Here is a 14,894-nt window from a genome sequence, read left to right as displayed (position 1 = left end):
CGATATTTTTCATGATCATTTTCAAAAATGTGATAAATGTCCTAATTGTTTTTCCAACTATTGAATAGAATACAGATATAGGAGGTGCTTATTATGATGATCCTTATCGTATTCATTCTTGGTATTGTGGGACTGGTATCTGTTAGGCAGTGGACAAAGTACCAAAGAAAAGTAGTCTATTGGAAACGAGTCAATAAACTTGAAGCACAACGGAAAGAACAAATTTTGCGCACAGCGTTAAAAAAACAACAGTTGATTAATGAAAAATAGCCATCCGCTTCTTTAGGATAAAAGGAGTCGGATGGCTTCTTTGCAATGATAGTATCAGTAATTCTTTTTAAAGTACTCTGCTTCTGACGAACGAAGTTTCAGCTGTTCTTTGTCAATAATTTGAAATTTCCTTTTTTCACGAATCAAAATACCGTCATCGCACAATTTATTCAGTAGACGCAAAAGGTGTCGGTAGCTAATTCCAATCGTCGCAGCAACATCGGTCAAATTGTCAAAAAAATAATTTTTATAGGCACCCTGCAGAATATACGTACACAAACGCTGTTCTCCAGAATAAAGTGCATTTGAAGTGTAATTGTGAGAACTGTTAATCAGGTTTTCAGAAAGACCTTTAGCTAGAGTTGTCATAAAAGTAAGATTTTTAAAAATCGAATCTTGCTCATTATGAAAAGGGACGACGATCACTTCAAAGGGAGAAAGTGTAATTACTGAAGCAGTGGCATAGATTGTATTAGACATCAATTCGACATCGCCAATCAAGCCGCTTGAAAGATAATAGGCCAAAACTAAGTCCTTTCCACTAGGAGCACTTGTACATACCTTAGCTTTGCCAGATACGACAACCATGATGTATTTATATGCCACTCCTTGAGAAAAAATAGTTTCTCCCGAGTTGAAGTTGCGAACCTCACAAACGGCCTGATGATCTAACAAGCCATATTTATCGAGTAAATCAAGATGATGCTTCTTTAAATTCTCTACCAACGAACACACCTCATTTTTCTTTTTAGTACATGCAATAGTTTTCGTCTTTTAATAATCAATGAATACCTTGATCCTAATATAGAATGTTAAGGCAATCAAGTTTAATCCATTTAGATATCCTAAAGAAGCAAAAAAAATTAAATTTCATTGACCGAATTAACTTTACTCAAGTGAATTTCACTTTTTTTGGAGGAAATCAGCATATTTAATAACTTCTTTAGGAGGAAACGTATTAATAATTTGGGGAGTGAAAACAGTTGATGTTGCTTTTTTCAGACTTTAGGCTACTATAATGGTTTTGATGCTTTTTCAACAGTTATTTTAAAGTATTTGCATTTTTTTAAAAGTCATTCGTGCAGTATGTTACAATTATATTTGTAATGAAAATGCTTTCAATAACTAGGAGGAAGATTATATGACAAAAACTGTAATTGTAGGTACAAACCACGCTGGTATAGCTGCAGCAAACACGCTTTTGGACAATTTTGAAGATCAAGAAGTAGTAATGATTGATCGAAATAATAATCTCAGTTATTTAGGTTGCGGGACGGCTTTATGGGTAGGTCGCCAAATTGATTCTTACGAAGGGCTATTTTATACAAAACGCGAGGATTTTGAAGCAAAGGGTGCTAAAATCTCAATGGAAACCACTGTTGATCGAATTGATTATGATAGGAAAGAAGTTCATTGTCTGTCAAAAACAGGAGAGAGTTTTGTTGAAACTTATGATAAATTGATTTTAGCAACAGGATCAGTGCCTATTTCACCAAAAGTTCCTGGTCGCGATCTAGAAAACATTCATTTTTTGAAGCGTTTTCAGGATGGTCAGGCTGTTGATGAACTTTTAAGCACGGATGATGTAAATAATGTTGCAGTTATTGGAGCTGGCTATATCGGTGTAGAGATTGCTGAGGCAGCAAAACGTCGCGGCAAAAATGTTTTATTATTTGATGCAATGGAACGGTCACTACCAAGTTATTATGATAAATGGTTCACGGACGACATGGATGCAATGTTGAAAAAACATGCCATTGATGTACATTTCGGTGAATTAGCTAAGGAATATAAGGGGAATACTCAAGTCGAAGCAATCGTAACGGATAAGGGTGAATACAAAGTCGATCTAGTGATCAATGCCATCGGGTTCTTGCCAAATAATGAATTAGGAAAAGAGCACTTAGCGTTATTCAAAAATGGTGCCTATTTGGTTGATCGTCATCAGCAAACCAGTGATCCGGATGTCTATGCCGTAGGTGATTGTGCGACAATTTACTCAAACGCATTGCAAGATACTACTTATATCGCACTAGCGACAAATGCAGTTCGTTCGGGAATTGTAGCTGGTTATAATGTTGGTGGAGTTGCTTTGGAATCGACAGGTGTGCAAGGCTCTAATGGTATTTCAATATTCGGCTTGCACATGGTTTCAACTGGTTTATCAGTAGAGGCAGCTGCGAAAAATGGAATCAAAGTGAAGTATACTGATTTTGAAGATCTACAGCGTCCAGGATTCATGAAAAACAATGCCAATGTAAAAATTCGAATCGTTTATGAAGAAGGTTCCCGTCGTGTAGTTGGTGCACAATTATCATCAACTGAAGATATTTCAGGTGTGATACACATGTTCTCACTAGCAATTGAGGAGCAAGTAACAATCGATAAACTAAAACTATTAGATATTTTCTTCTTGCCTCATTTCAATCAGCCGTACAACTATATTACCATGGCTGCGCTAAGTGCAGAATAGGAATAAAATCAACGCGCCTGTCATTTGCTTGATAGGTGTGTTTTTCTATACTGAATAGTAAGAACGCGACCTCGTATTGTCCGTAGTCATAATATGAAATATCAAAAAGGACCTTAAAGAAGCTAGAGTTTGCTCTAACTTCTTTAAGGTCCTTTTTGATAGAAACTCATACATACACCCGACATGATTAATGCTGATTCGCTTCTTTTAAAGTTGCCAATATTTTTTGATAGTCTTGATTTTGGATAATTTGATAATTCAACTTTTCGTATAGCTGTACAGCGTGATGACTCCATGTCTGTGTACTCAAGTAAATGTCCTGACCAGGATAATAGTCATGGAGAAGTTGAGTAACTCGAATTGTTAGGGCTTTCGCAAGGCCTTTTCGCTGTTCTTCAGGGACAACACCTAACCAGTGGAGGCGCGGCTGATTTTCTTCTGTCCACCATGCTGTAAAAGTAGCCACCTTTTTACCAGACGAGTTTTCGATGAAGAGCATCCGCTTTTTTAACTCTTCTTGATAAGGAGCAAGAGAACGTTGGAAATAACTCATGGCATCTTTCTCAGTCTCAAATTCTAAAACCGCTGTTTCAATTCGACACCAATCGTTTTCATCACCAGGTTGATAAAATACCATCCGGTACGCTTCTGGTAATTGAATCTCTGGTAATGACGGTGCATTTGCTGGCCGAAACATCGTAAACGGAATAAAGGGAACAGATTTATCCAACATAATAATCCTCCTTGTCATTTTTCAAATAAATCGTATCATGTAAGAAAAATAAAAGCTAGCGGGTTTTCATCACTTGGATAGTTTATTTATTAGATTATACAAAACGCTTGTTCATCATAAAAACATCTATTATAAAGAAAATGGAGCCATTGAAGGAGAGGAGTATTATATAATGAATAGAGAAATTGGAATACAGAATTGTTTGAGAATGTCAAGAGGTTTCTAGCTGTTTCAAAACAATAGAAAACCGCTTCAGTTTTTAAATATAAAAAGTTAGGGAGGAAATTTTAATGGCGAGAAGGGTATTCTTTAGTTTTTATTATGAAAATGATTTATCAAGAGCGATGGTTATTAAAAATAATTGGGCGCTAAAGGAGAATGAAGAATCAGGATTTATTAACAAAGCAGAGTTTGAAGGAATTAAGCGTGATGGCGAAGAAAGTATCAGGCGATGGATCGACAAACAATTAGCTGGCACATCGGTGACTGTAGTATTGGTTGGCAGCGAAACATTAGATTCAAAATATGTTCAATATGAAATTGAACAAAGCTATGAACGAGGCAATGCAATTATCGCATTGAAAATTGGCAAGGTCAAAAACTTGAGTCAGAAAACATCTATCAGTCAATCAGTCGTAAAAATTGTTGGAGAGAAAAAAGATGGAGAACTGCTCTGGTTTGATGAGATCATTGACGGGGAATATGATTATATCAAAAATGATGGTTACAACAATCTTGAAAAATGGATCGAAAATGTTGATAAGGTAAAAGAGAGATAACCATACTTTTTTTAAACTCGCTGATTACTTTTAAAAGGAGAGAATGAGGGCGAATGAAAAAAATAAAGGGGAAAAAAATAGCACTGCTTGGGAAGAAAAAAAGGACAAGATATTGAACAAAACGTTCAGATCTTGTCTTTTTTTATTTATTTTGATACGGCTAAGGCCAAAGCTTTTTGTACCTCTACGATATTTTTGTCTTTTCTAAACTGAATAGTCTCAGCTGGCAGTTCAGCACTGGAAATCCATATTTTTAATTCTGCATCTAAATCGAAATGCCCACTGGTTTCTACGGAAAAGCGTGAAATCGAACGAAAAGGAATCGATTTATATTCCACCTTCTTCCCGGTTACTCCTTGCTTATCGACTAAAATTAAACGGAAATCAGTGAAGACGATAAGGTCGCGTACTAGCTTAAAAGCTAACGAAATAGTTTCGCCAGGAATTAAAATATCCTCTAATTTCCCCTCAACGGATTTGTTATTGTGTTGGCTGGCATTTCCCATTAAACCGTCGAAAATACTCATATAAAAAAACCTTCTTTCCCAAATTAGATACTCCAATTTTATCTGATTATGGCAAGGAAAGCTACTTACTAACAAATTATACAAAACTAAAAAAAAGACTGAACAATAATCACTAGTTCACAAAATAAGTTTTTGTTCTTTTTAACGGAAATCCTCTTGCTAAACGAATAGTGTTTCGATATACTCGGAAGGGAAAAGAGCCCGGTTTAAAAAATTGGGGTAGGAGGTGTTCTTATGCTTAAAAACTATCAGCGGTGACTGTGAAACCAATCATTACTTAGAGTTTCTAAGCTAGTAGAACAATTGACTTTCCTTCGACCAACTTTTTTTGCGACCAGCTAAAAGGGCTATTAAGTACGTAAAAGATGTATTCAGAAAGAAAGCATACTAAACTAGTATGTTTTTTTGTTGTGTGTAAAAGAGGTCTTTGTTGCTGCTGAAAACGTTTCAAGTGAAAAAATAAACTTTTATAAGGGAGAATTAAGATGAAAAAAATTTTTGCGGTAATCAGCTGTTTGATGTTAACAGCGTTAGTAGTCTATTCAAAAACTGAAGAGGTACATGCGGCTGACAAATCAAGTAAGGTTCAGCGTTTGGTAAAAAGTAAAGATATCAAAGATGATGATTTTTTTGTAGATGCGAAATGGTTGAAAAAACAAATGAAGGATGACGATAAGACTGTTGTCATTGAGGCGTCTTACGGTGAGGGTAAGGATTATAAAAAAGCTCATATTCCTGGCGCATTCCATGTTGATACAATGGAGATCGAAACCGAAGAAAACAATTGGAACATCTTAGATGCAGAAACATGTAAAGAAGTTTTCTTGAAACGAGGCGTAACTAAAACAACACCTGTCGTTGTTTATTCAAGCGATATCAATGCTGCAGCTCGTGTTGCGTTTGTTGCTTACTGGTTAGGTGTAGATGAAGTTAAGATTTTGGATGGCGGTCTAAAAGCATGGGAAAAGGCTGACTACAAAGTAGAAAAAGGGAATGAAGAAGCTACCGCAGCAAAAGATTTTGGCGGGAATGTTCCTGGTCGTCCAGAAAGCTTGATTTCAACTTCAGCAGATTTGGTTGCTGCAAAGGATAAAAATCCGGAACTAGTCCTTGCAAGTATTCGCTCTTGGAAAGAATTCACTGGTAAGACTAGTGGATATGATTATATTGAAAATGCTGGTGAACCAGAAGGTGCTGTTTATGCAAAATCTAGTAAAACCAGCGCAGACGTTGCCCAATTAATGAATAACGATGGTACTGTCAAAGAACCAACAAAGATTTTTGCAGCTTGGAAGAAATGGGGCATTACGCCAGATAAAGAAGTTGCTTTCTACTGTGGAACTGGCTGGCGTGCAGCAACAGCTTTCTTTATCACTAAACAAGAAGGCTGGAAAGATGTTAAATTATTTGACGGCGGCTGGTTCGATTGGGATAAAGCGCATCAAAAAGATCCAAGCAAATATCCTGTTCAGGTTGGTGATCCAAGAGATGAAGATAAAGTAGAAATTTTGAACTAATGAAAATTTTTCGATATTTTTTACATCTAGTTCAATTGGGAGTCGTCTACGGAATCTATTTAATGGATGATCTTTACAAAAATCATCTTGGCTTTATGCGAAATGTTTCTTTTTATTCGCATAAAGTAGAAGGGAGTGTGTTCGGCAGCAAGTTGTTCTTGCTGCCGCTCGCACTAGTGGTGCTTGCGCTCTTTTTGACAATTAAAAAAAGAGACGTTGAACGTTTTATTTTACTTTTACTGGGGCTTCTGTTTCTGATTTGGCAAACAGTATTTGCACTTGCTACAACGCCGATTTACTATTTGGTGAGCGCCATTTTATGCCTAGTTTTTTTATTACAATTGATAATTGTTTTATTGAAAAGGAGTTAGTCAGCTTGATAGATTACTCAAAGAAAACGATTGAAATGGCTCAATTGATCGCTGATACCTGTACGAGTTGTAAACGTTGTATGAAAGATTGCCTCTTTTTGCAGCAGTATTGTCAGGATCCGCAAAAGTTATTTCATCAATTTCTGGAAGAAGGATTTGACCCCATCGTTCCATACTCTTGTATGTTGTGTGGCCGTTGTACAGTAGTTTGTCCTCTGCAATTGAAATTGGATGAAGCTTTTCTAGCGATACGACAAGATTTAATGAGTGACGGGCTACCATTAAAACAATTAAAAAGTGTTGAAATGCATCAAAAGCTTTCAACTAGTAAATTCTTTACGGCAACGAATCGAGGAGAGACAAAATGACATACGGATTTATGGCTGGCTGCGCATTAAGTTCTAGTAGTCCAAAACAAGTTGCGCGAATGATTGATTATTTAAAAGACTATTATCCAGATTTGGCTGTAATTCAAGGCTGCTGCGGGAAACCGACTCGTATGATAGGTCAAGAGCAATTATTTCAAGAACGTTTTAGCAGGCTGACGGAACAAGTTCATCATGCTGGGATTGATGAGTTGATTGTAGCCTGTCAAGGATGTATAAAAACGATGACGATTCAGAATCAATTTCCTACTTCATCTTTGTGGGTAAAAATGGCAGAACTAGGGTTGCCTAAAGATGCAATAAATAAGGGCAAAGACAGCGATATAGTTTTTTCTATTCAGGACTCTTGCCCGACTAAAGAAGTGACAGAAATTCATCAAGCCGTACGTTTTTTGTTGGAACAATTAGGTTATCAAGTTAAGCAAAACCGGTTATCCGGAAAAAACACCTTGTGTTGCGGGATGGGCGGAATGTGCGGGGTCACAAACCCGGCTTTAGCCAAAAATTTTGCTGAAAAACGCGTAGAGGATTTCAAGACGGATCATATTGTTACCTATTGTGCCAGTTGTACTTCGGCCATGATTCTCGGAGGTGGGAACGCTTGGCACTTATTAGATTTGATATTTGGTGAAGTCATACATAAAGAAGATAAGACCCCCTCCCATCCTCTGGACAATCCGGTACAGGCTTGGAAAAATCGGTATCAATCAAAAAAAATCGTAACAAATGCATAGGAGAGAGCAATGAAAAAATGGTTAATTAGTTTGTTGACAGTGGGGATGCTATTTTCTCTAACTGCCTGCAAAACCAATGATACAAAAGAAACTAAAACAGAGGAATCTATTAGTAGTTTTTCCGATGCTGTGAAGAAAAGTAAAGGAGAGACCGTTACTTTTTATGGTTTTGGCGGGGATGAGAAAGCCAACGCATGGGTGGATGAAGTAGTCACCCCAGCAATGAAGGAAAAATATGATGTTACTGTTAAGCGTGTTCCAATGGATATCGATCAAATTCTGAATAAGCTGACGACTGAAAAGGAAGCTGGAACAAAAGAAGGAGACATTGATGTTATTTGGATCAATGGCGAAAATTTCTATACTGCTAAACAGGCGAAACTACTTTATGGACCAATTACTAAAAAGATCGAAAGTTTTGAGAAATTGATGGATGTCGATGGGCATAATTCGAAGTATGATTTTGGCGTCAAAATCGATGGCTATGAAGTTCCTTATGGGAGCGCACAATTAGTTTTTGCTGGGGAAAAAGAAAAATTTAAAGATGGTTTTCCGACAGGGACACAAGCCTTATTAGAATATGCGAAAGCAAATCCAGGAAAAATCACGTACACAGCACCACCAGAATTTACTGGGAGTGCTTTTGTGAGGAATGTCATCTGTGATATCGTAGGCTACGATAAAGTTGAGGAAGCGAAAGCCAATAAAGAAGATCTGTATAAAGTCATCAAACCGGGCTTAGATTATTTAAATGAAATTAAACCCTATTTATGGCAAGAAGGGAAAACCTACCCGACTACTACAGCAGAACTGGATCAAATGTTTTCCGCTGGCCAAATTGATATGAGTTACAGCTATTCTCAAATGCATGTAGCAGAAAAACGCAGTGATAAGGAGTTCAAAGCGACCACTGAGTCTTTCCTATTTGATAAAGGGACAATCGCAAATCAGAGTTATCTCGCAATTGCCAATACGTCAAAAGTCAAAGCTGGGGCACTAGTTTTAATCAATGAAATGACTAGTGAATCTGCCCAATTAAAAAAAGCTGAAGCTAAATATGGATATAGTATACCTCCATTTGATTCAAATAAATTATCAGATGAAACTAATCAGACACTGACTGATCTTTACAAGAATCAAGGAGTACTTTCGCTTGAAGAAATGCAGGAAAAACAAATCCCTGAAGTTCAAGCAGAAAAAATTCCGATTATTGAAGCGTTGTGGAAAGAGCATGTTTTGCATGAATAAAAGAAAATTATTAGTTGTCCCATTTTTATTATTAAACAGCGTCGTGATTTTGGCGGCGTTGTTTAAGGGGCTGCAAATTAGTTTAGGATATTATCCTTTGATTGGGCTTAACAAAATTAGTCTTACAAACTATCAACAGGTTTTGAGTGATCCATTTTTCCAAAAGTCGCTAGGATACAGTTGCTACTTGGCACTGACAGCGACTTTTTTGTCATTGCTGGCAGGGGTGGGGCTATCTTTTCTTTTGCTAAGAGTGAGAAAGTCTTGGTTACATAAAATTATTAGTTTACCGATCTCCTTGTCTCACATTATCGTTGCTTTAATGGTCATGCAATTAATCAGTCAGTCTGGAATCATTTCGCGCCTTTTTTTTCAACTGGGATTAATAAAAGAAATTGACCATTTTCCCTTATTGATTCATGATTCTGGCGGATTTGGGATCATTTTTGTCTTTCTATATAAAGAGATTCCCTATGTCGCAGTAACGACTTTCGCAATCTTACAACAATTGCAATTAGGTTACATAGAAGTGGCTAAAAATTTAGGTGCCTCAACTACTCGAATATTTTTCTCAGTAATTTTACCAATGCTCCAAAAAACGTTGATCACTCTATTTATTATTTTATTTTGCTTTACTTTTGCCTCCTTTGAGGTTCCTTATTTGTTAGGTAATCCGAGCAATCAGACGGTGGCTTTGACTGCCTATGATTTGTTTACTCAAGCTGATTTGACCACTCGGCCGCAAGCCTTTGCTTTGAATCTAGTGATATCCGGAATTTGCTTAGTCATCACATTCGTTGCTCTGACGATTAGTCGGATCTTACCGGGAGGGAGGAAAAAACCATGAAACTCTCGATGAAAAGAAACTATTTCCTATTGTTTCTTGTGGCAGCAATGATAGTCTTTCCTACACTTTTGCTGTTTTGTTGGTCGTTTAGTGCAGAGTGGATGTATCCGGCCATTTTCCCACAAGAATTTTCGGGAAAAATATACAATCAAATGATCAATGAACCTAATTTTTGGCCAGCAGTGATTAATAGTTTTGTGATCGCTTTTGCTACGACGTTGGTAAGCATGGTGCTGGCTTTGCCAGCAGCTAGATATTTTGCTTTTCAAAAAAAAATGTCGCATCGTTTTATTGAAATAATCATTTATTTGCCGTTGATTTTACCAGCAATAGCAATTATCACTTCCAGTCAGGTCATATTTTTGCAATTACATCTGACCGGAACTTTTTTAGGAATAATTTTGATTCATACTTATCTGTGTTTGCCATACACGATGCAGATATTATTAGAAAGTTATCGTCAATTAGGAGAAGGATTTAGTTTGACTGCTCGAAGTTTAGGTGCAAAACCGTGGTCGATTTTTTGGCAGATTACTTGGCCGCTGTTAAGACCAGGGATTCTGACGTCAGCGACATTTGTATTTATTATATCTTTCAGTCAATACTTGCCAACTTTTTTTATTGGCGGTGGTAGGATCGTTACCCTGCCGTTATTATTACTTCCGTATGCGAATAATGGACGCTTCGGGTTGGCCTCGTCTTATAGTTTGGTCTTTTTAGGCTGTACACTAGTGGGCGTATTTATCTTGAAAATAGCTATTGGAGGAATTCAGAGTGGGACTAAGCGTTAGCAATCTTCATTTGCAATATGGAAAAAATAGGATATTGAAGGATCTATCTTTTGAAGTAGGGCCTGGTGAGATCATCGCACTTTTTGGCCCATCTGGAGTAGGAAAAACCAGTTTGCTTAAAATGATTGCTGGGATTCAACCGGTTAATAAAGGCACAATTGCATTCACCGAAGATTTTTCTGAAGACGGAACAATCTTAGTTTTTCAGGACTTCTGGCTTTTTCCCCATATGAACGTAGTTGAAAATATTACTTTTGGATTGAAAGCGCGGAAGTTTTCAAAGAAAATCATTGCTCAAAAAATCAATAAAATCATCCACGCATTTGATTTGATGGGGCTGGAGAAACATTTTCCTGATCAGCTGTCTGGCGGACAGCAACAACGCGTGGCCTTGGCTCGTGCAATCGTTTTAGAGCCTAAGTTATTATTGCTAGATGAACCATTTGCTAATTTGGATGGGCATTTAAAAGAAACGATGCGAAATTATTTACGTCGTCTTCAAAAAGACTATCGTTTTAGTGTTGTTTTAGTTACACATGATCGAGAGGAAGCTTTTCAATTAGCCGATCGGATGATTATCTTGTTCGATGGAGAGATTCAACAAATTGGTCGACCAAAGGAGATTTACTTTTATCCAGCAAACCAGAAAGTTGCTCAAACGATTGGAGAGAGTAATTTTATTCCCGGTATCATTACGAATAATACTTTTAAAATTGGAAATTCAGAGCTTACCGTTCAAAACCCTAGTAATATTCAAGGAGAAGCTTTGCTTTTTATTCCATATGGTGCAGAAATCGAGATTTGCAAGACAGGATTGCCTGCTTTAGTTGAAAGTAGCGAATGGTCTCCATCTGGTCAGCGCACCCAAATGAAAATTGGAGAAACGAGTTGCACGTTTACCAATGTATCCCCAAAAATCGTGAACGAAGATCGAATCTTTTTGCAGTTCAACGAATCTTTACAGGTGATGCCTCGATGATTTCGATAATTATTCCGGTCCTAAATGAAGAAAAAAACATCTCATATTTGCTACAGCAATTAAAAGGATTAGACGATGATATCCCTTATGAAATAATTGTGGTAGACGGCGGCAGCCGAGATCAGACAATATCAATTGCTGGAAAATTTGCAGCTGTTTATCAGTTGAAGAATGCAAATCGCGGGGCACAACTCAAGTACGGAGTAGAGAAAAGTTCCGGTGATTATTTATGGTTCCTACATAGTGATAGTTGTATAGGAAGTACGGATAATTTGTTAGTGCAAATTGAAACTGTATTAAGCGATACACGCTACAGTGCAGGATTTTTCAAGTTAACATTTGATTCATCAGAATTCTTTTATCGTTATTTGGCTGGAACTTCTAATTTACGGGCGCGTTATCTGGGGTTGATTTTTGGTGATCAAGGAATGTTTACTACGCGTAAGTACTATGAAGAAGCTGGCGGGTTTGAGACCATTCCGTTGATGGAAGATTGGCAGTTAAGCCGAAGACTGAGAAAATTAGGCCGCTTTTACCAATTGCCTATATCGCTTGTTACTTCAAGTCGGCGTTTTCAAAAGGGCAAGCTTCGTACACATCTAAAAATGCATAAAATAAAACTGCTCTATTTATTAGGTATGCCGCCTGAAAAATTACTCAAGCGATACAATAGATGAGAAGGAGTTATTCATGATAGAAAAAATTCGAGACTATTTGAAAGAAAAACACCTTATTGAAAAATTACAATTATATGGACCACTTGCGATTGATTTTTTAGCGCAAGGAGAGTATAACCAAAATTTTTTAATTTCTGCAGGTAATAAAAAATTTGTTTTTCGTTTAAACTATGGCAGTCAATTACACTTAGAGAATCAAATTGATTACGAATATCAAGCACTAAAATGGTTGGAACAAACAAACAGAACCCCGAAAGTATATTATGTAGATGATAGTCGGCAAACATTTTCTCAAGGATTACTGATCATGGAATTTCTACCGGGAGCCCCGTTAGATTATCGGAATGATCTGGAAGAAGCTGCTTTGATTTTTGGTGAGATTCATCAGCAGCCTATTGATGAATCTGCAGAAAGTTTCTTTGTAAAAGAGAAAAGAACAATTTTATCGGCACGTGTTAATGAGTGCCGACAGTTATTAGAACCTGTATTAAAAAGTGATTTCGTACCAGTCTCTGCGCAAAGACGTTTATATGATGGGTTGGAATGCTGTGATAAAAATGTAGGACAGCAGCAATTCTTTATTGATCTTGATCAGTGGTGTATCAATAATACCGAGGTTAACTCGCATAATTTTCTGATAGGAGACAAGGGTTTCTTGATTGATTGGGAAAAACCAGTAATCAGCCATCCGGTTCAAGATATCTCACAATTTTTAGCTTCAACTACAACTCTTTGGCGCAGTAATTTAATTTTGACTCAAATTGAGAAACAAAATTTTTTTGCTAGTTATTTGAGGGCGACTGATTTTGACTCGAAGACGTTTGAAGAAGCATTGAGAATCTATCATCCATATTTGATGTTACGGGCTTTGGCTTGGTCAGCAATGGCTTATGATAGTTATCAACGTGATACAAAGAAATTGAAGAATCTAGAAATTTTTGAAAAGGTCGCCAGCTATATGGAGGAAGATTTTTTAAGTCAGGCATTAAAGGAGCAAGTCTTTGAATAAACAAGCGTATATCTTATTCACACGAGTCCCCGTACCAAATAAAGTTAAGACACGCTTACAAAGTTTGCTGAGCGGTGAAGAGGCCTGCCAGGTTCAATTGCGAATCTTGCAGGATAGCTTTTTAAAATTTGAAGGCTTGAGTGATCAGGGAATTGATTTGTATCTTGCATACTCCGATGAAGGCGCCCCAACTGATTTGCTTTCAGGGCTCCCCAAAAAATTTAAGGCATTCTCACAAAAGGGACAGACGATTGGGCAACGTATGAATCATGCAATAAGACATGTTTTAAACATGGGTTACGAGAAAGTTCTATTGACCGGCAGCGATATCCCCAACTTAAATCCGAAAATAATCCAAACAGCCTTTGAAAAACTGACGGATGTTGTATTAGGACCCTCATTAGACGGAGGTTATTATCTAGTAGGTTGTAGGCAATCGATTGATTTGTCATTGATTTTTGAAACGAATATAGCTTGGGGAAAGAATGAAGTATTGGCAGAAACATTGAAACGATTGACGAGTTTTGAGGTTTCTTTAGTATCTCCTTTGCAAGATATCGATTATCCAGCCGATTTAAAAGCGATTCATGATGATTTAGAAGATGACAATCCGTTTTTACTACAGTGGTTGAATGAAAATCGAGGAACATTAGAATGAGAAAAGTTATTTTTGATTGTGATAATACATTTGGTTTAGAAGATCGGGATGTAGATGATGGCCTGACCTTGCTTTATTTACTTGGTTCTCCGATGATAAACTTACTAGGTGTCACTCTGACATATGGAAATGACACCTTAGAAAAAGTCACAGAAATGACGAACATACTTCGGAACCGTTTAGACTTAGCATTTAACTATTGTTCAAGTCACCAAGCAAAGTTTCTAGTGGAGCAAGTAAATCTTTATCCGAATGAGGTTACGCTCATTGCCACAGGAGCACTGACAAATCTGGCTGAAGCTCAAAGGATAGATCCATATTTTTTTGAAAAAGTCCAAGAAATCGTGTTGATGGGTGGTACGATCGAACCATTAGTGGTTAATCAACACTCGGTTAATGAATTGAATTTTTCCTGTGATCCATTTGCTACGAAAACAGTGCTATTGAGTCAAGTTCCACTCACGATTATGAACGGCCATATGACATCTGAAGCGTTCTTTTCTGAAATGGATTTGGATCAATTTCTAAAGCTGGCAGGAAAGTTCATTGACGAAGAAAAAGTAGCTTGGATAAATGAAACAGTGAAAAAATGGATCGAGTGGAATCGAAAAGTATTCAATTTTAATGGATTCTGTAATTGGGACATGACGACTGCAGTCTATCTAGAGCGGCCAGAGCTATTCAGTGATGAGTGTTATTATTTATCTGGTGAACAGCCCGCTATTTCTAACGGTCAAATGACTTTAATCGAAAAATCAAGTTATCCTATAAAAATGCCCCAAAAAATTTTAACGCTCCCAGATTTCAATCAATTAGTTATTGAACGAATGGCTGATGGATTGAAAAAAATGAACTAATGATTTCTGGTTGGACGGTCTTCATTACAAATAAAAAT

Annotated in this window: 18 protein-coding genes; 15 read left to right on the top strand and 3 right to left on the bottom strand. The window is 37.1% G+C overall.

Annotated features, from left to right (window positions below):
- Positions 1-93: 93 nt before the first annotated feature.
- The gene (locus IGI38_RS06405) at positions 94-270 is read left to right on the top strand and encodes a hypothetical protein (RefSeq protein ID WP_438728005.1); all 177 of its coding nucleotides are present in this window, start codon (positions 94-96) and stop codon (positions 268-270) included.
- 54 nt (positions 271-324) lie between these two features.
- Here the strand turns inward: IGI38_RS06405 and IGI38_RS06400 are convergent, their stop codons facing one another.
- The gene (locus IGI38_RS06400; protein WP_438728003.1) at positions 325-996 is read right to left on the bottom strand and encodes a Crp/Fnr family transcriptional regulator; all 672 of its coding nucleotides are present in this window, start codon (positions 994-996) and stop codon (positions 325-327) included.
- Positions 997-1,411: 415 nt separating this feature from the next.
- Between IGI38_RS06400 and nox the strand changes: the two genes are divergently transcribed.
- Positions 1,412-2,743, top strand: coding sequence for a H2O-forming NADH oxidase (nox, locus tag IGI38_RS06395; RefSeq protein WP_438728001.1), 1,332 nt, complete (start codon positions 1,412-1,414; stop codon positions 2,741-2,743).
- Between the two features lie 187 nt (positions 2,744-2,930).
- On the opposite strand, the gene IGI38_RS06390 is transcribed toward nox, so the two are convergent.
- Positions 2,931-3,476 carry a GNAT family N-acetyltransferase gene (locus IGI38_RS06390; RefSeq protein WP_438727999.1) on the bottom strand — a complete coding sequence of 182 codons (546 nt, stop codon included), beginning with the start codon at positions 3,474-3,476 and terminating at the stop codon, positions 2,931-2,933.
- A gap of 290 nt (positions 3,477-3,766) precedes the next feature.
- Here IGI38_RS06390 and IGI38_RS06385 point away from each other — a divergent pair, with 290 nt between their 5' ends.
- Complete coding sequence (locus tag IGI38_RS06385; protein ID WP_438727997.1) at positions 3,767-4,255, top strand: TIR domain-containing protein; 489 nt, start codon at positions 3,767-3,769, stop codon at positions 4,253-4,255.
- A 146-nt stretch (positions 4,256-4,401) separates the two neighbouring features.
- Here the strand turns inward: IGI38_RS06385 and IGI38_RS06380 are convergent, their stop codons facing one another.
- The gene (locus IGI38_RS06380) at positions 4,402-4,782 is read right to left on the bottom strand and encodes a PH domain-containing protein (protein WP_438727994.1); all 381 of its coding nucleotides are present in this window, start codon (positions 4,780-4,782) and stop codon (positions 4,402-4,404) included.
- 485 nt (positions 4,783-5,267) lie between these two features.
- On the opposite strand from IGI38_RS06380, the gene IGI38_RS06375 reads away from it, so the two are divergent.
- From IGI38_RS06375 to IGI38_RS06320, 12 genes are read left to right on the top strand one after another with little or no spacing between them, the layout of a single operon-like run.
- The gene (locus tag IGI38_RS06375) at positions 5,268-6,299 is read left to right on the top strand and encodes a sulfurtransferase (protein WP_438727992.1); all 1,032 of its coding nucleotides are present in this window, start codon (positions 5,268-5,270) and stop codon (positions 6,297-6,299) included.
- Positions 6,299-6,670 carry a hypothetical protein gene (locus IGI38_RS06370; RefSeq protein ID WP_438727990.1) on the top strand — a complete coding sequence of 124 codons (372 nt, stop codon included), beginning with the start codon at positions 6,299-6,301 and terminating at the stop codon, positions 6,668-6,670. The genes IGI38_RS06375 and IGI38_RS06370 overlap by 1 nt, the downstream gene beginning before the upstream one ends.
- Positions 6,671-6,675: 5 nt before the next feature.
- Positions 6,676-7,038, top strand: coding sequence for a 4Fe-4S dicluster domain-containing protein (locus IGI38_RS06365; protein ID WP_438727988.1), 363 nt, complete (start codon positions 6,676-6,678; stop codon positions 7,036-7,038).
- Positions 7,035-7,790 carry a heterodisulfide reductase-related iron-sulfur binding cluster gene (locus tag IGI38_RS06360; protein WP_438727986.1) on the top strand — a complete coding sequence of 252 codons (756 nt, stop codon included), beginning with the start codon at positions 7,035-7,037 and terminating at the stop codon, positions 7,788-7,790. Before IGI38_RS06365 ends, IGI38_RS06360 begins: the two co-directional genes overlap by 4 nt.
- A 9-nt stretch (positions 7,791-7,799) precedes the next feature.
- Positions 7,800-9,038: an ABC transporter substrate-binding protein gene (locus IGI38_RS06355; protein WP_438727984.1), complete on the top strand. Its 1,239-nt coding sequence runs from the start codon at positions 7,800-7,802 to the stop codon at positions 9,036-9,038.
- Positions 9,031-9,885 (top strand): ABC transporter permease, encoded by an 855-nt coding sequence (locus tag IGI38_RS06350; protein WP_438727982.1) that lies wholly within the window; start codon positions 9,031-9,033, stop codon positions 9,883-9,885. The genes IGI38_RS06355 and IGI38_RS06350 overlap by 8 nt, the downstream gene beginning before the upstream one ends.
- Complete coding sequence (locus IGI38_RS06345) at positions 9,882-10,676, top strand: ABC transporter permease (protein WP_438727980.1); 795 nt, start codon at positions 9,882-9,884, stop codon at positions 10,674-10,676. The genes IGI38_RS06350 and IGI38_RS06345 overlap by 4 nt, the downstream gene beginning before the upstream one ends.
- Complete coding sequence (locus IGI38_RS06340) at positions 10,660-11,655, top strand: ABC transporter ATP-binding protein (RefSeq protein WP_438727978.1); 996 nt, start codon at positions 10,660-10,662, stop codon at positions 11,653-11,655. Before IGI38_RS06345 ends, IGI38_RS06340 begins: the two co-directional genes overlap by 17 nt.
- A complete protein-coding gene (locus IGI38_RS06335) occupies positions 11,652-12,332 on the top strand; it encodes a TIGR04283 family arsenosugar biosynthesis glycosyltransferase (RefSeq protein WP_438727976.1) in 681 nt (226 codons plus the stop codon). Before IGI38_RS06340 ends, IGI38_RS06335 begins: the two co-directional genes overlap by 4 nt.
- A gap of 13 nt (positions 12,333-12,345) precedes the next feature.
- On the top strand, positions 12,346-13,341 hold the full coding sequence (locus IGI38_RS06330; protein WP_438727974.1) for an aminoglycoside phosphotransferase family protein: 996 nt from the start codon (positions 12,346-12,348) through the stop codon (positions 13,339-13,341).
- A complete protein-coding gene (locus IGI38_RS06325; RefSeq protein ID WP_438727972.1) occupies positions 13,334-13,999 on the top strand; it encodes a TIGR04282 family arsenosugar biosynthesis glycosyltransferase in 666 nt (221 codons plus the stop codon). Before IGI38_RS06330 ends, IGI38_RS06325 begins: the two co-directional genes overlap by 8 nt.
- On the top strand, positions 13,996-14,856 hold the full coding sequence (locus tag IGI38_RS06320) for a nucleoside hydrolase (RefSeq protein WP_438727970.1): 861 nt from the start codon (positions 13,996-13,998) through the stop codon (positions 14,854-14,856). Before IGI38_RS06325 ends, IGI38_RS06320 begins: the two co-directional genes overlap by 4 nt.
- Positions 14,857-14,894: the final 38 nt, after the last annotated feature.

Origin of the sequence: Enterococcus sp. AZ128, from assembly GCF_051714485.1 — a bacterium.
Lineage (GTDB): Bacteria > Bacillota > Bacilli > Lactobacillales > Enterococcaceae > Enterococcus_A.
This window is presented reverse-complemented; position numbering and strand designations above follow the sequence as displayed.